This window comes from Marinobacter sp. EhC06 (assembly GCF_001650915.1).
Lineage (GTDB): Bacteria > Pseudomonadota > Gammaproteobacteria > Pseudomonadales > Oleiphilaceae > Marinobacter.
Genome location: NZ_LXYO01000033.1, coordinates 24,995 through 42,392, shown reverse-complemented (window position 1 = coordinate 42,392; position 17,398 = coordinate 24,995). Strand labels below are relative to the sequence as shown.

Below are 17,398 nucleotides of genomic sequence, written 5' to 3'. Positions count from 1 at the left end.
GCGGGCCGGACTGTTGTCGGCCCGCCTCCTGGCTTTCGACGTGGCTATGGGAATACAATCCCAAACATGAAAAAGTCCAACCCCCTGCATCAAGCGCTGTTTCGCATTCTGCGCCCTCTGGCGAGGTTGCTCTTGCGAAACGGCATTCCCTTCGGGGAGTTCTCCGAGCTGGTGAAACGTGCCTACGTGGAAGCCGCCCTGGAGGACTTTACCGACGGCCGGCGAAAGCCCACGGATTCACGCGCCGCGGTTATGACCGGGCTGACCCGCAAGGAGGTGAAGCGCCAACGGGAGATCCTGGCAGGGGAAAATGCTGGGAGCCGCGATGTAATTCATGCCAACCGGGCGTCCCGGGTGGTATCAGGTTGGGTTCACGATGCGTTCTTCCAGGCCAAAGACGGCGAGCCAGCCATGCTGTCTTTCGACGGCCCGGGGAGTTTCAGTGAACTGGTCAAGCGCTACAGCGGTGACATGCCGCCCCGCGCCGTGCTGGATGAACTGCTTCGGGTAGGCGTGGTGTCGGTAGACGGTGAATCGGGCCGACTGATACTGCAGCAAAGGGCTTATGTACCGGCCGGAGACAGCGAGGAAATGCTCCAGATTTTCGGCGAGGACGTATCAGATCTCATAGCGACCATTGATCATAATCTGGTCAGTGGCGAGTCCGGGCAGCCACCACTGTTCCAGAGAACCCTGACCTACAACAACATTCCTCCGGAAGTGATGGAGAACTGGCGCAAGCATGCTGCTGCCCAGTCCCAGGCATTGCTGGAACAACTGGACAAGTGGCTTGGTCCCCATGATCGCGATATAGCGGGGCAGAAGTCTGGCAGTGACTCCGGGGACCCGGTCCGCACCGGCGTGAGCATCTTCTTCTTTGAAGAGCCTGCCGGGAAAGAGCCGAAAGGAGATTGAGTGCTATGAGTCTCACGAGGCAGCCGAACATCATTTGTCGCTGGGAGCCAACGGAGCTTGCAAGCACAATACTTTCCGCATCGTCCCGGCAGGTGATTCGCTCCTGGATCAGCTCCAGCGAGTTTCTCGATGAGCATCACCACCCTGTCATGCTTATGACCGACAATCGTTCATCGAACTCTTTCAGCTATCTGGTGCGGGCGACCAACCCGGATTTTGCACCGACAGTGGTGCTGAATGAACTGCTTCGTAAGGGCGTAGTTGAGTCCCTGGATAACGGTTACCTCTTGCTTAGACGCAGCGTTTACGCGCCGTCGCAGCCCCGCCTGCATGGTGAGTCACGGATCAACAAAGTGTTCAGGCATGAAGACGAAATTCCTCGCAGGCGTTATAACGATGTTTACTGAAGAGCACCGGCCGGGAACGCCGGGCAGGGAGAAGAAAGCTATGAAACGGCAACTCCGCAATCGTGTTTTCGGGCTGGCAGCCGGTACGGTGGCCTTTGGTGCTATTTCCGCCTGCGGTGGCTCGGGAGGCGGAGGCCTAGATATTGCCGATGGCGGGATCCGGGGTACAGGCTCAAGCGTTGGTCCGGTTTCCGGGTTCGGGAGTGTGTTTGTTAATGGTGTGGAGTTCAGCACCGATGACATTCCGAATCGGGAAGTTGAAAGCAACGATGGCATTACCGCTGAGGGCCTGCTGAGCGAAGGGATGATTCTCAGGGTCGAAGGCGAGTGGCGTGATGATGGAACGGGGACAGCTGAAAAGCTCAGTTACGACGATACGCTGCGCGGTCCGGTAGGTCAGGTGACTCCTGATCCGAGTGGTGCCGGTGAATTCGTTACCCTTGCAGTCATGGGACAGTCAGTGCGGGTAGATCGCCAGACGGTGGTGCGCGGTACAACCTACGCCACTCTGCTTGAAGGATCCCCAATTGCCGATCATGTCCGAGTCAGCGCCTGGCGCCAGGCCGATGGCTCCTATCGGGCTGGCTACATCAGGACAATCGATCCGGATCTGACCGATATTGAATTGGAGGGCAGCGTATCGGCGGTGGATACGGCGATCAATGAGTTCACAATTGGCACGATCACCGTTCAATATGATGATAACAGCGTCAGTTTCGGGTCAGGACTGACAGAGGCGGACCTGATCGATGGAACTGTTTTGGAAGTAGAGGGAACCCTGGCAGGAAACGTGTTGACTGCAGCTACGATTGACCGGGATGACGCTCGACGCTTTAGTCGCAGCAGTGAAGACGATATCGAATTCACCGCGACAATTGATTCCCCCTACACCCCTTCTGGCGGCGCCACGCGGCCGGGCGAGTTTACGATGGGAGGTCTGACAGTTCGGGTGACAGATGCGACTGAACTTGATGACGGTATCACTCTCGAGGACCTCATCGAGGGGCTTCTGATTCAGGTGGAAGGGAAGTTCCTCTCGGATACGGTTATTGAAGCAGATGAAATCGAACTCCGGGACGGTAATGCGAAGGTTAAGGGCGTGATTTCGTCAGCGGCAGATAACACCTTCATCATAGGTGGCGTTGAAGTTCTGATTTCTCCGACCACAGCTTTCACCGTTGAAGACGGCTCCGGTATCTCATTTCAGACTCTCCCCATTGGCAGTACCACAGTGGAGGTCGAGGGGATCGAGAGAGGGCAGGGCGCAGACGCCTTCATCGAAGCTTTGAAGGTGGAGGTGGACGACGAAATCGCTGATTCCGACGACCTTGATCAGTATGAGCTTGAAGGGAAGCTTATGAACATTACCCCCAGCTCTATCACGATTCTCGGTGTGTCTATGGATGCTGGACCAGGAGCCTATGATAATAATTCTCAAGATGAGATTATTGACCGCTTCGATGAGGGTGAGCTTCTGATCCTCGAAGTTGAATATTCCGGGGACCTGAACAACTTCATCGCCGAAGAAATCGAACTCGAAGAAGACGATGACGATTAACTACAAAACCCGTACATAAATGCGGCCCACTCCGGCCCGGGTTTTGCTATACATACGGACATGCTATGCAGGGACGCTGTTGCCGACTGTGCAGGATGCATGAAGCACACATGCTAGCGGAGTCCGTATGTCACTCAGTTTTATCCGGCGGCTGATCTCAAGCAGCCTTCTCCGACCGGTTTTCATCGTTCTGGTGGTCGCCGGTCTGGTTCAGGTGGTGGTGAGCCAGTGGCTGATTTCCAGTCAGGTGGAACGTCTGGTCAATACCGCAGGCTCTGCCCTTGAGGCCAGCAGCCAACAGGTCAGCACTTCCTTCGGGGATACCCGCGAGGATGTCCGAACCCGCCTGGAGACCATGCGGCAGAAGACCACCGAGGAACTCTCCGCCGAACTCACCCGCCAGCAAACCGCACAACAGGAACGCGTTGCCGGCAACGTTCGAACCGCTGTCATGGCCGAAGCCCAGGGGCTGGCCGATGTGCTGGCTGCCGTCGCTGCTCCGCTGATCTGGGATCGGGATGTACCCCGCCTGACCGATCTGGTGGAACTGGCCGACGCCCGGGAATCGGTGCTGTTCGCGGTGTATTACGACCAGTACGGTGATCGCCTGACCCGTTATGTGGATCGCACCGATGACCGCGTGCGCACCTTAATGGAGCAGGGGGAAGGCCGTGGTGCGGCAAATAAGGTCCTGGATGCGGCAAGTCGTGACCCCAACGTGGTCATCATCACCGCTGATATTGCACCCCAGGGTTCCGCCATTGGCCAGCTGAAACTCGGATTGTCCCTGGAAGGCATTAATCGGGATCTGGCCGCCCTGGAACAGGAATTCAGTGCCACGATTACCGGCAGCATTGATGCCCTTCGCGACACTCTGGAGGCGGAAACCGAACAGGTGAACCAGCGCCTTCAGCAGCAGCTGGCAGGCATGGATTCAGATACCCGCTCCAGAATCCAGAGCACGGTTGAAGCGCTGAATGCCGAGGCTTCGAGCCTCTCTGCCAACCTCAGTATGTTGGCGATTGGTTCTGTCGTGGTTCTGATCCTGCTGGTGGCGCTGGTGCTGGGTGGCGGGTTGCTGCCACGAGTGTTCCGTCTAAGCTCCGCGATCTGGGGTATCGCCGATGGTGAGGCTGATCTCACCCGGCGGGTGTCCATGAAGGGCAAGGATGAGCTCACGGAAATGGCGCAAGGCGTGAACCGCTTTATTGCTCGAATCCAGGAGCTGGTCTCCGACGTCAAAGAGTCCGCCGAATCGGCCGCCGGTCAGGCTCAGGCTCAGGGCGACATCAGCCGCAGTGCGGTGGCCGCGGTGAATCGTCAGGAGCAGGAGGTGGCCGAGGTGTCCGGCACCATGGAGGCCATGTCCCACAGTATTTCCGAGGTGGCGGAGAACATTCAGGACATCGCCGGCTCGGTCAGCAATGTCAGTTCCGAAAGCGAGGCCACCGCCGGTATTTCCCGGGAAGTGCGGAACCGGCTGGATCAGGTGGTCCGTAACGTTGAACAGGCAGTAGAAGCCGTGAATCAGCTGGACCACCAGAGCAAGGAGATCGGATCAGTGCTGTCGGTGATTGGCGCCATCGCAGAGCAAACCAATCTGCTGGCACTGAACGCCGCCATCGAGGCGGCCCGTGCCGGTGAATCCGGCCGGGGCTTTGCCGTGGTGGCCGATGAGGTCCGCACCCTGGCAAGCCGGACCCAGGAATCCACCACCGAAATCCAGTCCATCATCGAACGCCTGCAGCAGGGCAGTCGACAGGCGGTCAGCGCTATCGGTGAGGTTTCTGGCCAGGTTGCGGAATCCTCCGCGGAGTTCCGCCGGGCCGATGAACATTTCGATCGGATCAACCAGTTGCTCAGCAGCCTTCAGGATCGGGCCCTGGCGATTTCATCCGTGGCAGAAGAGCAGGGCCGGCATGCCAGTGAGGTCAGCGTGAGCGTAAGCGATATTGCCGGCTCCTCCCGCCAGATGGTTGAAGCCATTGAGCGCTCTGATGAGGCTAGCGGCCAGATTGCCCGGACATTGACCTCGCTGAAGGACAAAGCTTCACAGTTCCAGGTTTAGGAGCCTGAAGATAGCAGGCGTTCCCGGGCGCTTCTGTATTCGTCGGTCAGACGGCCCACCAGGTCCGGGACGGTCAGCACATCGTGGATCTGGCTGACCCCCTGGCCGGCAGACCACACGGTTTTCCAGGCCTTGGCTTCATCATCAATGGGCTTCAGCTTTTCCCCGTAGTTGATCTCGCCGGCCTGGTTTAATTTGTCCATGGGGAAGCCGGCCGCCTCCAGACTCTGTCGCATGAAGCTGGCGGGCACACCGGATACCGCGGGTGTGTGAATAATGTCGCCAGACACCGCCTCAATGATCATGTTCCGGTAGGCTTCGTCGGCCTGGGACTCGAACGTGTTGATAAAACGGGTGCCCAGGTAGGCCAGGTCCGCGCCCAGGGCCTGGGCGGCCAGCAGGTCCTCACCATGGGAAAGCCCACCGGCGAGCAGAATCGTGCCATCAAAGACTTCCCGGATTTCGTGCACCAGAACGAACGGGTTGGTGGTGCCCGCATGGCCACCGGCACCCGCCGCCACGGCGATGATACCGTCAACCCCCGCCTCCGCTGCCTTGCGGGCATGCTTCTGGTTGGTCACGTCATGGAACACTACACCGCCGTAGCTGTGCACCGCCTCCACCACCTGGCTGGCGGCACCCAGTGAGGTAATGATGATGGGTACCTTGTGCTTTACGCACAGTTCCAGGTCCGCCTGCCAGCGAGGATTGGTCCGGTGCACGATCAGGTTAACGGCGTAGGGCGCCGTTGTGACATCCGGATTCGTACTTCGAAAGGCTGCCAACTCTTCATTCATCTGGATCAGCCAGTCTTCAAAGCCTTCGCTGGTGCGTTGGTTCAAAGCCGGGAAACTGCCAACGATGCCTTGCTTGCAGCAGGCAAGCGCCAGTTCCGGTCCAGAGATCAGGAACATGGGAGCGGCTACCAGAGGCAGTGAGAGAGCGTCTTTCAGGGAAGCGGGCAACGGCATGAGGATTCCTTAATTTTTGTTGGAACTTTTGTAGGATATAAAGGATCTTAGCGTGCCACGCCCGATCTGAAAACGGTCGCGAGCTAATTAATTCCGGAAACCAGAAACACAATAAGGAGTCCCTCCATGGGTGAAGCAAAACGTCGCAAGGAAACCGGTGCACCGCCTCCCAAAAAAGCAAAAACCAACAAGCCGCTATATGCAGGCATTGGTCTGCTGGTTCTGGCCGCCGTGCTTCTCGGTGTCTTTTTCCTGACCGCCGCACCCGAGCCGACCTCTGACGAACTGCCAGTCGCGGCGCCCAATGCCGACGATTTCCCAGCCCAACTGGACCAATACGGCGTCTCTGTCGGCCCCGAAGATGCCCCGGTGGTGGTGCGTGAATTTGCTGATTACCAGTGCCCCGCCTGTGGCAACTTTTCCTCTGCCAGCAAGCAGCTGAAACAGGAATACGTGGACGCCGGCAAGGTTCGCTTCGTCTATTTTGATCTGCCGTTGCAGCAGCACCAGAATGCCATGCCCGCCGCCCAGGCAGCACGCTGTGCCGGCGACCAGGACGCCTACTGGGCCATGCACGATCGCCTGTACGATTCCCAGACCGAGTGGAGCGGCTCGAACGATCCGGTTGCCACCTTTACCCGCTACGCCGGTGATCTTGGCCTTGAAGAACGGCGCTTCCGCCGGTGCATGACTACCGAGTTGCACCGTGAAGCTGTCGAGCAGAGCCGCCAGGTTGCCATGCAGCTGCGGGTCACCAGCACACCCACAGTTCTGGTGGATAACATTCGCCTGACACGTCCCGGCTGGGGGCAGCTCTCGGCCGTAGTTGAACGTGAGCTGGCCAATGAGGCGGACTGACGCTGTGATCCCCGGGTAACCCCGAACTTGATTGTGAGCCTGAGTTGGTTAAAATTTGCGCCCTCTCAGGCTCCAGCCTTTGATGAACCCCGAAACCATGCTCCGGATTTACGGTCCGGCCCGCAGGAGAACATGATGAGCAACAACGTTGTCGTCTGCGCACTGTACAAGTTCGCAGTCCTGAATGATTACAAATCCCTCCGCCAGCCCTTGCTGGATCTGATGCTTGAGAAGGACGTGCACGGTACTCTTTTGCTGGCGCGTGAAGGCATCAACGGCACCATCGCCGGCAGCCGTGAAGGCATTGATGCCGCAAAAGCCTGGATCGCCAGCGACGAGCGGTTCAACGGCATTGATTACAAAGAGTCCTTTGTGGACATCCAACCGTTCAAACGCACCAAAGTGAAGCTCAAGAAAGAGATCGTCACCATGGGTGTGGACGGTATCGATCCGAAGCGGATTGTTGGCACGTATGTGGATCCGAAAGAGTGGAACGATCTGATTTCCGATCCGGATGTGGTGCTGGTGGATACCCGCAACCAGTACGAAGTGGAAATTGGCACCTTCAAGAATGCCGTCAACCCGGCGACCGATACCTTCCGGGAGTTCCCGGAATACGTGAAGCAGAACCTGGATCCTTCGAAGCACAAGAAGGTGGCTATGTTCTGTACTGGCGGTATCCGTTGTGAGAAGTCCACTGCGTATCTCAAGGAGCAGGGTTTCGAGGAGGTCTATCACCTCAAGGGCGGCATTCTGAAATACCTGGAAGAGGTGCCAGAGGAGCAGAGCCTGTGGCACGGAGAGTGCTTCGTGTTTGATGACCGGGTAACGGTCAACCATCGGCTGGAGCGTGGCGATTACGACCAGTGCCATGCCTGCCGCAGGCCGATTACCGAAGAAGACAAGCAGCGCCCCGAGTATGAGCAGGGTGTGAGCTGTCATCAGTGCATCGATTCGCTGACCGAAGAGCAGAAAGCCCGGTTTGCCGAGCGGGAACGCCAGATGCGTCTGGCGGAAGAGCGCGGCGAAGCCCACGTTGGCGGTGAAGCCGCGCGCATCATTGCCGAGCGCAAGGCCCGGAAAAAGGCTGAAAGAGAACGTCAGGCCCGGAAAAGCCTGGATGGCGAGAGGGCGAGAAGCACCGACGGGGCCTGACCAACCCAGAAAGGAGACTTCATGGATTTACGACAGGCTGTAGCCATTACCGCAGTTGCTATCGCGCCCTTTGCCAGTGCGCAGGAGGCCGACAACTGGAAGGGCGAAACCGAGCTGGGTGTGCTGATCACCTCGGGCAATACCGAAGAGACCAACATCAAGGGCCGCCTGGGGCTGGTCCATGAAGTCGAAACCTGGCGCAACACCGGCGAATTCCGCACCAATTATTCAGAGACCGACGACGAAACCACCGCCGAGAAATATCTTGCCGCCCTGGAAACCAACTACAAGTTTTCAAAGAATCAGTACTGGTTTCTCCGGGGCTCCTACGAGGACGACCGCTTCTCCGGCTACGATTTCGAATCCTCAGCAACCACCGGTTATGGAAACCGGGTGTGGACGTCCGGCGAGCGTTCCTTCCTGGATCTTTCAGTCGGTGGCGGTTACCGCTACAACAAACTGGAAATGGTGAATGCCCAGGGCGAGGATGCCGAAGAAGAGGCGATCGCCCGCCTGGCCGGCCAGTTTGATTACGCGCTCTCGGAAAACTCCCTGTTCCGCCAGAAGCTGAGCACGGAAATAGGCCTGGATGAGAACAACATGGTGACTGAATCGGAAACGTCACTGCAGGCGAACGTGGTGGGGAATCTCTCCATGAAGGCGGCGTTCCGGGTCAAGCATCTGTCGGATCCGCCCTCAGGCTCTGAAGACACCGACACTGAAACGTCGCTCTCGCTAATCTACGGATTCTGATGGAACTGTCGAACCTGGGATGAAATGAAAAAGGGGTCAGATGAAAATGTCATCTGACCCCTTTTTCATCTGACCCCGATTTCAAACGTTGTTTCTAAGGCCAAGCTCATCCGGGTAAGGCGTGAGATACTGCTGGGCATGCAGGTAGTCCACCGGCTCCCTCCGCTGAGCCATGCGCAGCAGGGTCATCGGCACCACCAAAGGCACCTCGCCCCGGCGGTAAGCTTCCATCTGTTCCATCAGCACCTTGCGATCTTCGTCACCCATGGAATCCCGCAGATAGCCCATCAGGTGCTGCATGGCGTTCATGTGTGAACCCCGGCTCACCTTCTTGCTCATGGCTTCCATGAACAGCTGGATGTAGCGCTCTGCAATGTCTTCCAGCGGTTCGGATTTCAGATCTCCAAGCATTGGGCCCAGCTGGCGGTAAATCCTTTCCGAGTGAGCCAGAAGCTGGAACTTGTGCCGAGTGTGGAACTCGATCAGCGCCTTGGCGGAGAGCTTGTCGCCGACCACGTTCTGCATCCAGTCGTCGTAGGCAAACACCCGCTCAATGAAGTTTTCCCGGATCATGTCATCATTGAGGCGTCCTTCCTCCTCCACCGGCATCAGCGGATAGGCTTGCAGCAGCGCCTCGGCGAACATGCCCCGGCCATCCCGGCGGGTCACGTTGCCTTCCTCGTTATGGACCTTGATCCGCTCCATGCCACAGCTGGGTGACTTGGCCATCAGGATATAACCGCGGAGGTTCGCCAGGGTGGGCATGATCTGCTCGATAAAGCCCTTCATGGCGTCGGTATGATCCGCTGCCCCTTTGGTTTCAATCAGGCGCAGGCCATCGCTGTATTCGCGCAGGTGGATGGCGGGGCGGGGCACGCCCAGGCCGGCTTCCAGCTCCGGGCAGATGGAGCGGAAGTCAAAGTGCTTTGAAAGCACCTGGGTGCAATAGCGGGAATGTTTATGGCCGCCATCATGGCGAACTTCTTTGCCTAGCAGGCAGGTGCTGATTCCGACGGGGATGCCGCTCACGTTAGTCTCCGATAATTCAGTCGGTCCGATGCCTAAAACTGTCTTTTTAATACGTGAATTCAGTCTAGCCCGATCAGGCCGCCGCGAAAAACCGTAACCCTACCTATTCGGATTGGCTTGCCGAGCCTTTCCGTTTCTTGGCAAACATGGCCAGGGTGGTGGCGTAAATGGTGCGAACATCACTGGCAAACTGCTCCACGGAATAGTCCCTGGCAAACTCCAGGGCCTGTGAGGAAAGTTTGTCACGCAGTTCGTCGTCTTCCAGCAGTTTTTTAACCTGCGCCTGCCACTGGTCCTGTTTCTCCGGCGTCTTGAAGCCGTTGAACCCGTGCCGGACCACGTCCTCAATACCGCTGGAACGAACCGCCACCACCGGCAAGCCGGCCGCCATGGCCTCCAGGATTACCATGCCCTGGGTTTCAGATATCGAGGCAAACAGGAAGGCATCACCCAGCCGGTACCAGATGGCCATTTCGTCCGGCGGAACGGCGCCGACCAGGGTGAAGTGTTGTTGAAGCCCAAGGTCTTCAATCTTCTTCTGCAGCCGGTCTTTCTGGTGGCCATCGCCGATCATCAGGAACCGGAACGGCACATCGGTTTCCTGTCTCAGGGCATCAATGGCCTCGATCATGAAGTCGATATTCTTCTCGTTGGAGAGCCGGGAAACGCTGACGAATACTTTCTCATTCTTCAGCTGCAGCTTCTCCCGCAGCTCCTCAACGTCCTTCTCCTGAACCTCCTGGAATTTGTGGTATTCGATGCCCGTGGGCTGCACGAAAGTCGGTGTTTTTACCCCGATCATCCGCAGGTATTCCTCGGTGGAGTAGGTCGGCACAATCACCCCGTCGCACTTGTTGGCAAAGCGCTTGATCAGGGCGTGGGAAATCAGGTTCCGGAACAGCATGCCCGGCAGTGGCACAAAGTGGGCGTAATGCTCCAGACGGGTATGGTAGGTGTAGATGGCCGGTATCCTGAGGGTGCGCGCCACAAACAGTCCTAGCGACCCCAGCCAGAACGGATGATGCAGGTGGATAATATCCGGCTTGAACGCCCGGACCCTCTTGCGGATCCGACCCAGGAAAATATTGGCCAGCCGGAATTCCCGCTTCTCTCCCATGGCCAGAAGTGAGGGTACCCGCAGAACGTGGGGCTCTGCCTCGGGCTGACCCTTGTAACGGGGCGCCACCACAAGCAGTTTGTCGCCCAGCGCTTCCAGGCCGCGCCTCAGGCGTTCGATCGAAATCGGTACACCGCCGATAAAGGGCAGATAGTTGTTGGTGAACATCGCCACCCGCATCGGTTTCTCGAGCCAGGGGGCCGGGTCCAGGTCGTAGTCCGGATAATAATCCTTGCCGATGAAAATGGCGCCGTACAGTTTGATGGCAATGGCCGCAAACACGGCGACGATCAGAATGAAGTTCAGATAACCGGTGTAGAACAGTGAGTAGATAAAGAACCAGAGACTTTCCAGCCGCTTCAGAATCGGGTGCTGGCCCACTTCCAGGCGCTGCAGGCTGTGTGTTACCTCGCCATCGGCGTCTACATTTACCTGCACGTAGTGGTAGAAACTGGTGTCGTTGTTCATGACCAGGCCACCGGCGCCGCCGGTAGTGACAAAGGTGGTATCTCCTACCTGCTCCTCTGCATAGAGTGAAAGATTGGAGGAAAACACCCGTCGAACGTCATGCTCCTCAATTGCCTCCAGGAGTGCGTCCCGGAACTCGGGCGGTGCCAGGTAATCGTCTTTCTGATCGAACGGGGCATTCTCGTCCGGATGAAGGGGAGGGTGACCGATAAACAGGATTCTCGCCTTCGACGAGTCCTGGGCCAGCAGATCTTTCAGCCAGCGGATCTGCCAGCGCCAGGGAGTTTTGCCGGTGCTGTCCAGGAAAATCAGCCGGCTGTTGCCAGCCTCAATACTGAAGAAATGCGGGCCGAAGTGATCGTAGAAACGGAAACTGCCAAAATCCTCGAACTCGTGGGCGCCGAAGGTCAGCAGGTATGGAATCTCCAGATGGCTCAGAGTGCCGTAAAGGGCCCGGTACTTGTCCTCGCCGCCGCCACTGACCGCGTTACCGGCCGAGACCAGAAAATCGAGCCCGGACCGGTTCAGTTCCGGAATAATGCGGTCTTCGAAAATCCCCACCGAGTTGTTGATGTTGCCCACCACTGCAAAGCTGAACGGCTCTCCGGGGTCAAGCTTTCGATGGATCTGCTCTACCTGTTCGGTATGAACGCCCTCGAAATCTTCCGTGAACAGGTTCAGGTAGGTCTTGTAGCCAACCAGCAGAACCACCACCAGAAGACAGAGGTAGAACAGAAGCTTGAGTGGGTTGCGGAAAATCATCCTGCTCTCCTGCGATTGGCAACGAGTTCCTTCTGCAGCACCACCAGCCCGACAATCATGCCCAGGTAAATGGTCAGCAGCCGCCAGCAGACAATGACCAGTATCAGGTGGTTACCGGAGAGGATATCCCGGAAAAAACTCCCGAAAACACCCTCGGAAACGCCAGAGGCACCTGGTGTGGGCGAGAAATACATAACGAAGGTGGTGACAACCAGCAACCCCACCGAAACCACATAGTCCACACTGTAGTCCAGGCTGTGCATCAGCAGCGCGGGGAAGCTGAACAGGCTGAGCAGAAATACCGCAGTGAACAGAACAGACAGCCACACGAACATGGGGGCGCCGCGCAGGTAATCGCCAAAACTTCGGGAAAGCCGCAGCATCTCCCGGCGCGCCTTGAACTGCCAGCGTTGATGGCGGCGTTCGCTGATCAGGTGAAGCCGGCGTGCGGCTGTTAGCAATCGGGTCAACGGGCCGATCAGCCAGCGGGTCCGGAACAGCAGCACCAGGAAAAACCCGAGGTATAGAACAATCAGAAACGCCAGCGCGGTGCCGATATCGCCGACAATCGAGTTGCCGTCCAGGGACTTGAGCGTGAGCAGGAATACCGGCGTGAGCGAGAAAATGAACAGCACCGCCAGTACCGTTCGAATCGTTGTGGCTGCCGTGGCCCTGCCAACCGGAACGCCATGCTGGCTAAGGAACCAGATCTGGGCGAAGCCGCCCCCGGTGGCCATGGGAGTGATGTTGGAGAAAAACAGATTGATAAATACCAGCCGGAACATCGCCGGCAATGGCAGCCGGTGCCCCAGCGCCCGCAAGGTAAAATACAGCCGAAGGCCATCCGAGATGAAATAGACCAGCAACAGGCCAACCACCGATAACAGGGTTTCCGGAGCGATCAGCCTGGCGTCGAAGGTAAGGGTACGCTCGGCAAACAGATCGTAAACGGCATACAGCCCGGCAGCGGTAAGCGCCACGAATAACAGACTGAACATCACCAGCCTTTTACCCGAGGCGCGCTTCGAATAGTTGATGTCCGTGGAGTGAGTCATGGGCTGCCCGTCAGAGTGAGACGGGCAGTTTACAGGGTAGGGTGTGGTTGGTGTCCAGTGTCTGGCTAGTGGCCATACACCATCATGGTGGTGTTGGTGATGGCGAAGTCCGTGAACTGAACGCTTCCAATGCTGGTGCCGCCCATCTTGAAGACCGGCATATCGATATCCGCCCGGAACTCAACATCATGCACCGAAAGCCCTTCGTTGCCTGAGGCAGAACTGGTGCCCCGTGACAGTTTTGCAGTGGCACTTGCCATACCGAAATGCCCCAGCGTGTCATCGCCCCGCCGGTTGTGAATCTGCAGGCCCTCAATACCGACTGCGGCAAAGTTGAACAGCAGAATCACATCCGCTGCATCCCAGTTGAGGCTACCGTTGGTAATCTCGAAATGGGTATCCAGCTGCAGTTCCGAGCCAGACACCTCGTTGCCGTTCGCCAGAGTGCGAGTAGAACTACCCCCGTTACGAATCACCAGATCCGTTGGCCCGATGTGCCCTTGCAGCAGGATATCCGAGAACAGCGTGGCGGAGCCTTCACTGCCTGAGGTGGTCACACTGTCCACCGCCAGCTCAAAATCCACCGCCTGCAGATAATCATCCAGGCTGCTTGGATCGCCATAATCCGTCGCACCCAGGTGCATCACCAGATCACCGCTATTGAACTGCTTGCCAAAAGAGCCCGCGACGGAATACTTCGCCAGAGCATCGGCCACATCCGGGTCATTCTGGTCCAACAACCCCGCCTGTGCCCGCCGGGCAATCTCCGAAAACCCGTGCTCCAGCACCTCCCCATCGCCGGCAATATCGATCGTCAGCTTCATGTTATCCAGCACCGTATCGTTGTGCCCGGACAACCTCAGCCCATTCACATTTAACGACCCTTCATCAATCCAGCTGAACCGATCAATGCTGAGCTTGGTCTCCAGCTCAATCGTTACCCCCGCCTGCCCGGTTACACCAGACAATGCACCATCATCTAACGGCCTGAACTCCGCCATAGCTGGCAGCGGAAGCGACAGGGCGAGCACCCAAAGCGAGAGCGTGGAAGATGTGGTGTTTCGACGACAGGCAAGTGACTGAGTCATGGTGGCCCCAAAAGTCTGGTTTATTGTTTTTAGCGGGGAGTGTTAAACACTCCCCGGGCCGCAGGGGGACAGCACAACCAATGCAGCAAAAACTTTGGTTTGTTACAGACTGTTACGATAGAGGGCGAAACCTTCTAGATCCGTGCTCTCTGTCACAATCGAAGCATCGAAAAGGTAGGGGTGGAGGGGATGGTCGGGCTTTCCAAAACCGTGGAGCGCCAGGGATGGCGCGACCAAGCGTACAGGGAGGTATTCACAGCGTGTTTTGGAAAGCCCGACCATCCGCTCCGCTTGCACCAAACTACGAAGCGAGGGCTTGCTGAATGAGAGACTTCTGGTGCTCCGCAAACTCCCGAATCAACGCCTGCGCCTTATCCGAATCCCTCGCCAGAACCGCCTGCGGCAGATTGGCAAAAAATTCACTGGTCTGCGCCAGACCCCGCCGATACCGATCAGCGCTCAGGTAATAGGCCCGACTGACCGCCGGCTTGAAATTCGACAAAGCCTCCGTGAGATAAGGATTCCCCACCACCTCACAGCAGGCATCCATCACATTGAAACTCGCCTCAACCACCCCGGAAATGTCGCTGGACGAATCCTTTATCTGTTCAACAACGTTACTGACCGCCCCCAGCATCCGCGGCTTATCGCTCTCCTGCCAGCGCTCACAGAGCCGCACCGCCATCATCATAAGCAAATGCATATACACATCGTAAAGCTCGGAAGCATGGGCCGCGTCCAGCCGGGTTGCCGAAGCACCTTTGCGGGGCGTGATCTCCACCAGATGCCAGCGCTCCAGGGTATAAAGAGCTTCCTTGACCGACGCGCGGCTGACCTTCAGCTCGCCAGCCAGGGTGGCCTCCTGAATCCGCTCACCGGGGCGAATCTGCCCGGTCATGATCCGCTCTGCCAAGTAATTGGCAATCTGCTCGGCCAGAGTGTTGGGCACCTGAAAATCCATAAAGGCTCTCTGAACAGGTCGTAAAAACCGGTCGGCTGCTGCGGTTATCCGGCCGGCATGGGAGTGTGTGCGCATGAGTTTATCACAGCCTCTGAGTCTTACAGTCACAACGCCTTGATCCGCCGGGGATTCCTGACAATTGTCAAAAAAACTCCTCTCGAGCGGTTGACGGCTGATGTATTGTAGGACAATAATGCAGAAAACAACAGGTGATCAGAGTTTCACCAACACGCATTCGATGGAGAGAGCCCAATGAGCACAACGCAGTTATCGGTGGACCGCGAGTCCACCCGCCGGCGGATACTGCTGACCCTGAAGAAGTACAGCTACCTGATAGCCATGGTCCCCCTGGCGTTACCGCCCCTGCTGCTGGCCGCCGGCCACGCAACCGATCTGGTAAACCTGTTTTCCTGGGGCGTTCCCGTCGTTGTCTTCGGGATCATCCCGGTGCTGGACATGCTGCTGGGCAAGGATTTCCTGAACCCGGACGAAGAAACCGACGTGCCACGAATGGTCGGCGAGCGGTTTTATAAAGCCATCACGCTTGGCTGGGTCGCCGGTTTCGCGGCCTTGCTGGTCTGGAGCATGCTGGAACTGGCTTCCGACACATTCAGCCTGATAGGAAGTATTGGCTGGATCGTCTCCATCGGCATCGTCGGCGGCCTCGGCATCAACGTCGCCCACGAACTCATCCACAAAGACGAAAAACTCGAAACCCGGGCTGGCGGCTTCCTGCTGTCACTGGTCTGCTACGCCGGCTTCAAAGTCGAACACCTGCGCGGCCACCACGTACACGTCTCCACCCCCGAAGACGCCTCCTCATCCCGCTACAACCAGTCCCTCTACAACTTCCTGCCCCAGGCCTACGTGCGCAATTTCCTCAACGCCTGGAAACTGGAAGCCGAACGCCTACAGCGCAAAGGCCACAAAGCCCTCAGCTGGCACAACGAACTGATCTGGTGGTACAGCATCAGCGCCCTGGTACTGGCCGCCTTCACCATCGCCTTCGGCTGGCTCGGCGCCGTCTTCTTCCTCGGCCAGAGCTTCATTGCCTTCACCCTGCTGGAAATCGTCAACTACCTCGAACACTACGGCCTGCACCGGAGAAAACTCGACAACGGCCGCTACGAACGCACCGGCCCCGAACACAGCTGGAACAGCAACTACTTCCTCACCAACGTCTTCCTGTTCCACCTCCAACGCCACAGCGACCACCACGCCTGGGCCAAGAGACGCTACCAGATCCTCCGCCACCACGAAGTGGCTCCCCAGCTACCGGCCGGCTACTCCGCAATGATCGTCCTGGCAATGTTCCCCCCACTCTGGCGGCGGGTAATGAACCCAAGAGTGGAGGCTTATTACGAAGGAGAAGAACACCAGTTGGCCTGAAAGCGGGCCACTCCAAAGGTTCGGTCGGCAGGGGTGTGAGGGGGTTCTTTCTGCAGGGAAACGACTGTCTGAGCGAAGCGAGTTCGGATTCCCGGAAGAAAGAACCCCCTCATGGCCCTGCCAGCCACAGATCTTCAGAGCGTCTCTGAAGAAACGCCGGCCTAAAAAACCGGCCCTCAAGACCCCGGCGGTTAGTCTCTGGCCCCGGGGGCTTTTTTATGCCCTTGAAATCCCCCTGAAACGCACACAGGTATATTGTTTGAACTCCACGGAAAAAAGGGAAAACCAAAATGCCCAAGCATTTCGAACAGGCCCCCGGCCTACACGAAGACCCCGTTCCCGAAACCGAAGGCTACGTATTCAACCAGACCATGATGCGCATCAAAGAACCCGAGCGCTCCATGGACTTCTACACCCGAGTGATGGGCATGCGCCTGGTGCGCAAACTGGACTTCCCCGAAATGAAGTTCACCCTGTATTTCCTGGGTTACCTGGATGATCGTCAGGCCGGCCTCGTGCCCCACGACGACGCCCACCGCACCACCTTTACCTTCGGCCGCGAAGCCATGCTTGAGCTGACCCATAACTGGGGCACCGAAGACGACAACGACTTTGGCTACCACAATGGCAACGACGAGCCCCAGGGCTTTGGCCACATTGGCGTAGCCGTGCCAGACGTCTATGCCGCCTGCGACCGCTTTGAAAAGCTTGGTGTGGATTTCGTGAAAAAGCCGGACGACGGCAAGATGAAAGGCCTGGCCTTTATCAAAGACCCGGACGGCTACTGGATTGAAATCCTGCAGCCGGACATGCTCGAGAAGCAGCGTAAGGAAGACTGATCCTC

At 57.7% G+C, this 17,398-nt stretch carries 15 protein-coding genes; 9 read left to right on the top strand and 6 right to left on the bottom strand.

Annotated elements, in window-relative coordinates:
- The first annotated feature begins 66 nt into the window (after positions 1-66).
- From A8B84_RS16040 to A8B84_RS16025, 4 genes are all read left to right on the top strand, one after another.
- Positions 67-915, top strand: coding sequence for a DUF6502 family protein (locus A8B84_RS16040; RefSeq protein ID WP_064227673.1), 849 nt, complete (start codon positions 67-69; stop codon positions 913-915).
- Positions 916-920: 5 nt separating this feature from the next.
- The gene (locus tag A8B84_RS16035) at positions 921-1,322 is read left to right on the top strand and encodes a hypothetical protein (RefSeq protein WP_064227674.1); all 402 of its coding nucleotides are present in this window, start codon (positions 921-923) and stop codon (positions 1,320-1,322) included.
- A gap of 40 nt (positions 1,323-1,362) precedes the next feature.
- Complete coding sequence (locus tag A8B84_RS16030; RefSeq protein WP_064227716.1) at positions 1,363-2,880, top strand: DUF5666 domain-containing protein; 1,518 nt, start codon at positions 1,363-1,365, stop codon at positions 2,878-2,880.
- 127 nt (positions 2,881-3,007) lie between these two features.
- The gene (locus A8B84_RS16025; protein ID WP_064227675.1) at positions 3,008-4,948 is read left to right on the top strand and encodes a methyl-accepting chemotaxis protein; all 1,941 of its coding nucleotides are present in this window, start codon (positions 3,008-3,010) and stop codon (positions 4,946-4,948) included.
- On the opposite strand, the gene A8B84_RS16020 is transcribed toward A8B84_RS16025, so the two are convergent.
- Positions 4,945-5,919 carry an NAD(P)H-dependent flavin oxidoreductase gene (locus tag A8B84_RS16020; protein ID WP_064227676.1) on the bottom strand — a complete coding sequence of 325 codons (975 nt, stop codon included), beginning with the start codon at positions 5,917-5,919 and terminating at the stop codon, positions 4,945-4,947. The genes A8B84_RS16025 and A8B84_RS16020 overlap by 4 nt on opposite strands.
- A gap of 126 nt (positions 5,920-6,045) precedes the next feature.
- Between A8B84_RS16020 and A8B84_RS16015 the strand changes: the two genes are divergently transcribed.
- The 3 genes from A8B84_RS16015 to A8B84_RS16005 all read left to right on the top strand — a co-directional run bounded on the left by A8B84_RS16015 (position 6,046) and on the right by A8B84_RS16005 (position 8,685).
- The gene (locus tag A8B84_RS16015) at positions 6,046-6,777 is read left to right on the top strand and encodes a DsbA family protein (protein ID WP_064227677.1); all 732 of its coding nucleotides are present in this window, start codon (positions 6,046-6,048) and stop codon (positions 6,775-6,777) included.
- A 135-nt stretch (positions 6,778-6,912) separates the two neighbouring features.
- Complete coding sequence (locus A8B84_RS16010) at positions 6,913-7,932, top strand: rhodanese-related sulfurtransferase (RefSeq protein ID WP_064227678.1); 1,020 nt, start codon at positions 6,913-6,915, stop codon at positions 7,930-7,932.
- Between the two features lie 21 nt (positions 7,933-7,953).
- Positions 7,954-8,685, top strand: coding sequence for a YdiY family protein (locus tag A8B84_RS16005; protein WP_064227679.1), 732 nt, complete (start codon positions 7,954-7,956; stop codon positions 8,683-8,685).
- Between the two features lie 81 nt (positions 8,686-8,766).
- Here the strand turns inward: A8B84_RS16005 and A8B84_RS16000 are convergent, their stop codons facing one another.
- The 5 genes from A8B84_RS16000 to A8B84_RS15980 all read right to left on the bottom strand — a co-directional run bounded on the left by A8B84_RS16000 (position 8,767) and on the right by A8B84_RS15980 (position 15,165).
- Positions 8,767-9,714 (bottom strand): YbgA family protein, encoded by a 948-nt coding sequence (locus A8B84_RS16000; protein ID WP_064227680.1) that lies wholly within the window; start codon positions 9,712-9,714, stop codon positions 8,767-8,769.
- 103 nt (positions 9,715-9,817) lie between these two features.
- The gene (locus tag A8B84_RS15995; protein ID WP_064227681.1) at positions 9,818-12,061 is read right to left on the bottom strand and encodes a glycosyltransferase; all 2,244 of its coding nucleotides are present in this window, start codon (positions 12,059-12,061) and stop codon (positions 9,818-9,820) included.
- A complete protein-coding gene (locus A8B84_RS15990) occupies positions 12,058-13,116 on the bottom strand; it encodes a lysylphosphatidylglycerol synthase transmembrane domain-containing protein (protein WP_064227682.1) in 1,059 nt (352 codons plus the stop codon). The genes A8B84_RS15995 and A8B84_RS15990 overlap by 4 nt, the downstream gene beginning before the upstream one ends.
- A 65-nt stretch (positions 13,117-13,181) precedes the next feature.
- Entirely contained in the window at positions 13,182-14,204 is a 1,023-nt protein-coding gene (locus A8B84_RS15985; protein WP_064227683.1) for a DUF6160 family protein, read from the bottom strand.
- Positions 14,205-14,505: 301 nt separating this feature from the next.
- Positions 14,506-15,165, bottom strand: coding sequence for a GntR family transcriptional regulator (locus A8B84_RS15980; protein ID WP_064227684.1), 660 nt, complete (start codon positions 15,163-15,165; stop codon positions 14,506-14,508).
- 252 nt (positions 15,166-15,417) lie between these two features.
- Between A8B84_RS15980 and A8B84_RS15975 the strand changes: the two genes are divergently transcribed.
- Positions 15,418-16,554 carry an alkane 1-monooxygenase gene (locus A8B84_RS15975; RefSeq protein WP_064227685.1) on the top strand — a complete coding sequence of 379 codons (1,137 nt, stop codon included), beginning with the start codon at positions 15,418-15,420 and terminating at the stop codon, positions 16,552-16,554.
- A 290-nt stretch (positions 16,555-16,844) separates the two neighbouring features.
- Positions 16,845-17,393, top strand: a complete 549-nt coding sequence (gene gloA / locus A8B84_RS15970; RefSeq protein ID WP_064227686.1) for a lactoylglutathione lyase — start codon at positions 16,845-16,847, stop codon at positions 17,391-17,393.
- The last annotated feature ends 5 nt before the right edge of the window (positions 17,394-17,398 follow it).

Excerpts from the sequence above, each read along its gene's own strand:
- A8B84_RS16040 (WP_064227673.1), top strand. The coding sequence starts at position 67 with ATGAAAAAGTCCAACCCCCTGCATCAAGCGCTGTTTCGCATTCTGCGC.
- A8B84_RS16035 (WP_064227674.1), top strand. The coding sequence starts at position 921 with ATGAGTCTCACGAGGCAGCCGAACATCATTTGTCGCTGGGAGCCAACG.
- A8B84_RS16030 (WP_064227716.1), top strand. The coding sequence starts at position 1,363 with ATGAAACGGCAACTCCGCAATCGTGTTTTCGGGCTGGCAGCCGGTACG.
- A8B84_RS16025 (WP_064227675.1), top strand. The coding sequence starts at position 3,008 with ATGTCACTCAGTTTTATCCGGCGGCTGATCTCAAGCAGCCTTCTCCGA.
- A8B84_RS16020 (WP_064227676.1), bottom strand. The coding sequence starts at position 5,919 with ATGCCGTTGCCCGCTTCCCTGAAAGACGCTCTCTCACTGCCTCTGGTA.
- A8B84_RS16015 (WP_064227677.1), top strand. The coding sequence starts at position 6,046 with ATGGGTGAAGCAAAACGTCGCAAGGAAACCGGTGCACCGCCTCCCAAA.
- A8B84_RS16010 (WP_064227678.1), top strand. The coding sequence starts at position 6,913 with ATGAGCAACAACGTTGTCGTCTGCGCACTGTACAAGTTCGCAGTCCTG.
- A8B84_RS16005 (WP_064227679.1), top strand. The coding sequence starts at position 7,954 with ATGGATTTACGACAGGCTGTAGCCATTACCGCAGTTGCTATCGCGCCC.
- A8B84_RS15995 (WP_064227681.1), bottom strand. The coding sequence starts at position 12,061 with ATGATTTTCCGCAACCCACTCAAGCTTCTGTTCTACCTCTGTCTTCTG.
- A8B84_RS15990 (WP_064227682.1), bottom strand. The coding sequence starts at position 13,116 with ATGACTCACTCCACGGACATCAACTATTCGAAGCGCGCCTCGGGTAAA.
- A8B84_RS15985 (WP_064227683.1), bottom strand. The coding sequence starts at position 14,204 with ATGACTCAGTCACTTGCCTGTCGTCGAAACACCACATCTTCCACGCTC.
- A8B84_RS15980 (WP_064227684.1), bottom strand. The coding sequence starts at position 15,165 with ATGGATTTTCAGGTGCCCAACACTCTGGCCGAGCAGATTGCCAATTAC.
- A8B84_RS15975 (WP_064227685.1), top strand. The coding sequence starts at position 15,418 with ATGAGCACAACGCAGTTATCGGTGGACCGCGAGTCCACCCGCCGGCGG.
- gloA (WP_064227686.1), top strand. The coding sequence starts at position 16,845 with ATGCCCAAGCATTTCGAACAGGCCCCCGGCCTACACGAAGACCCCGTT.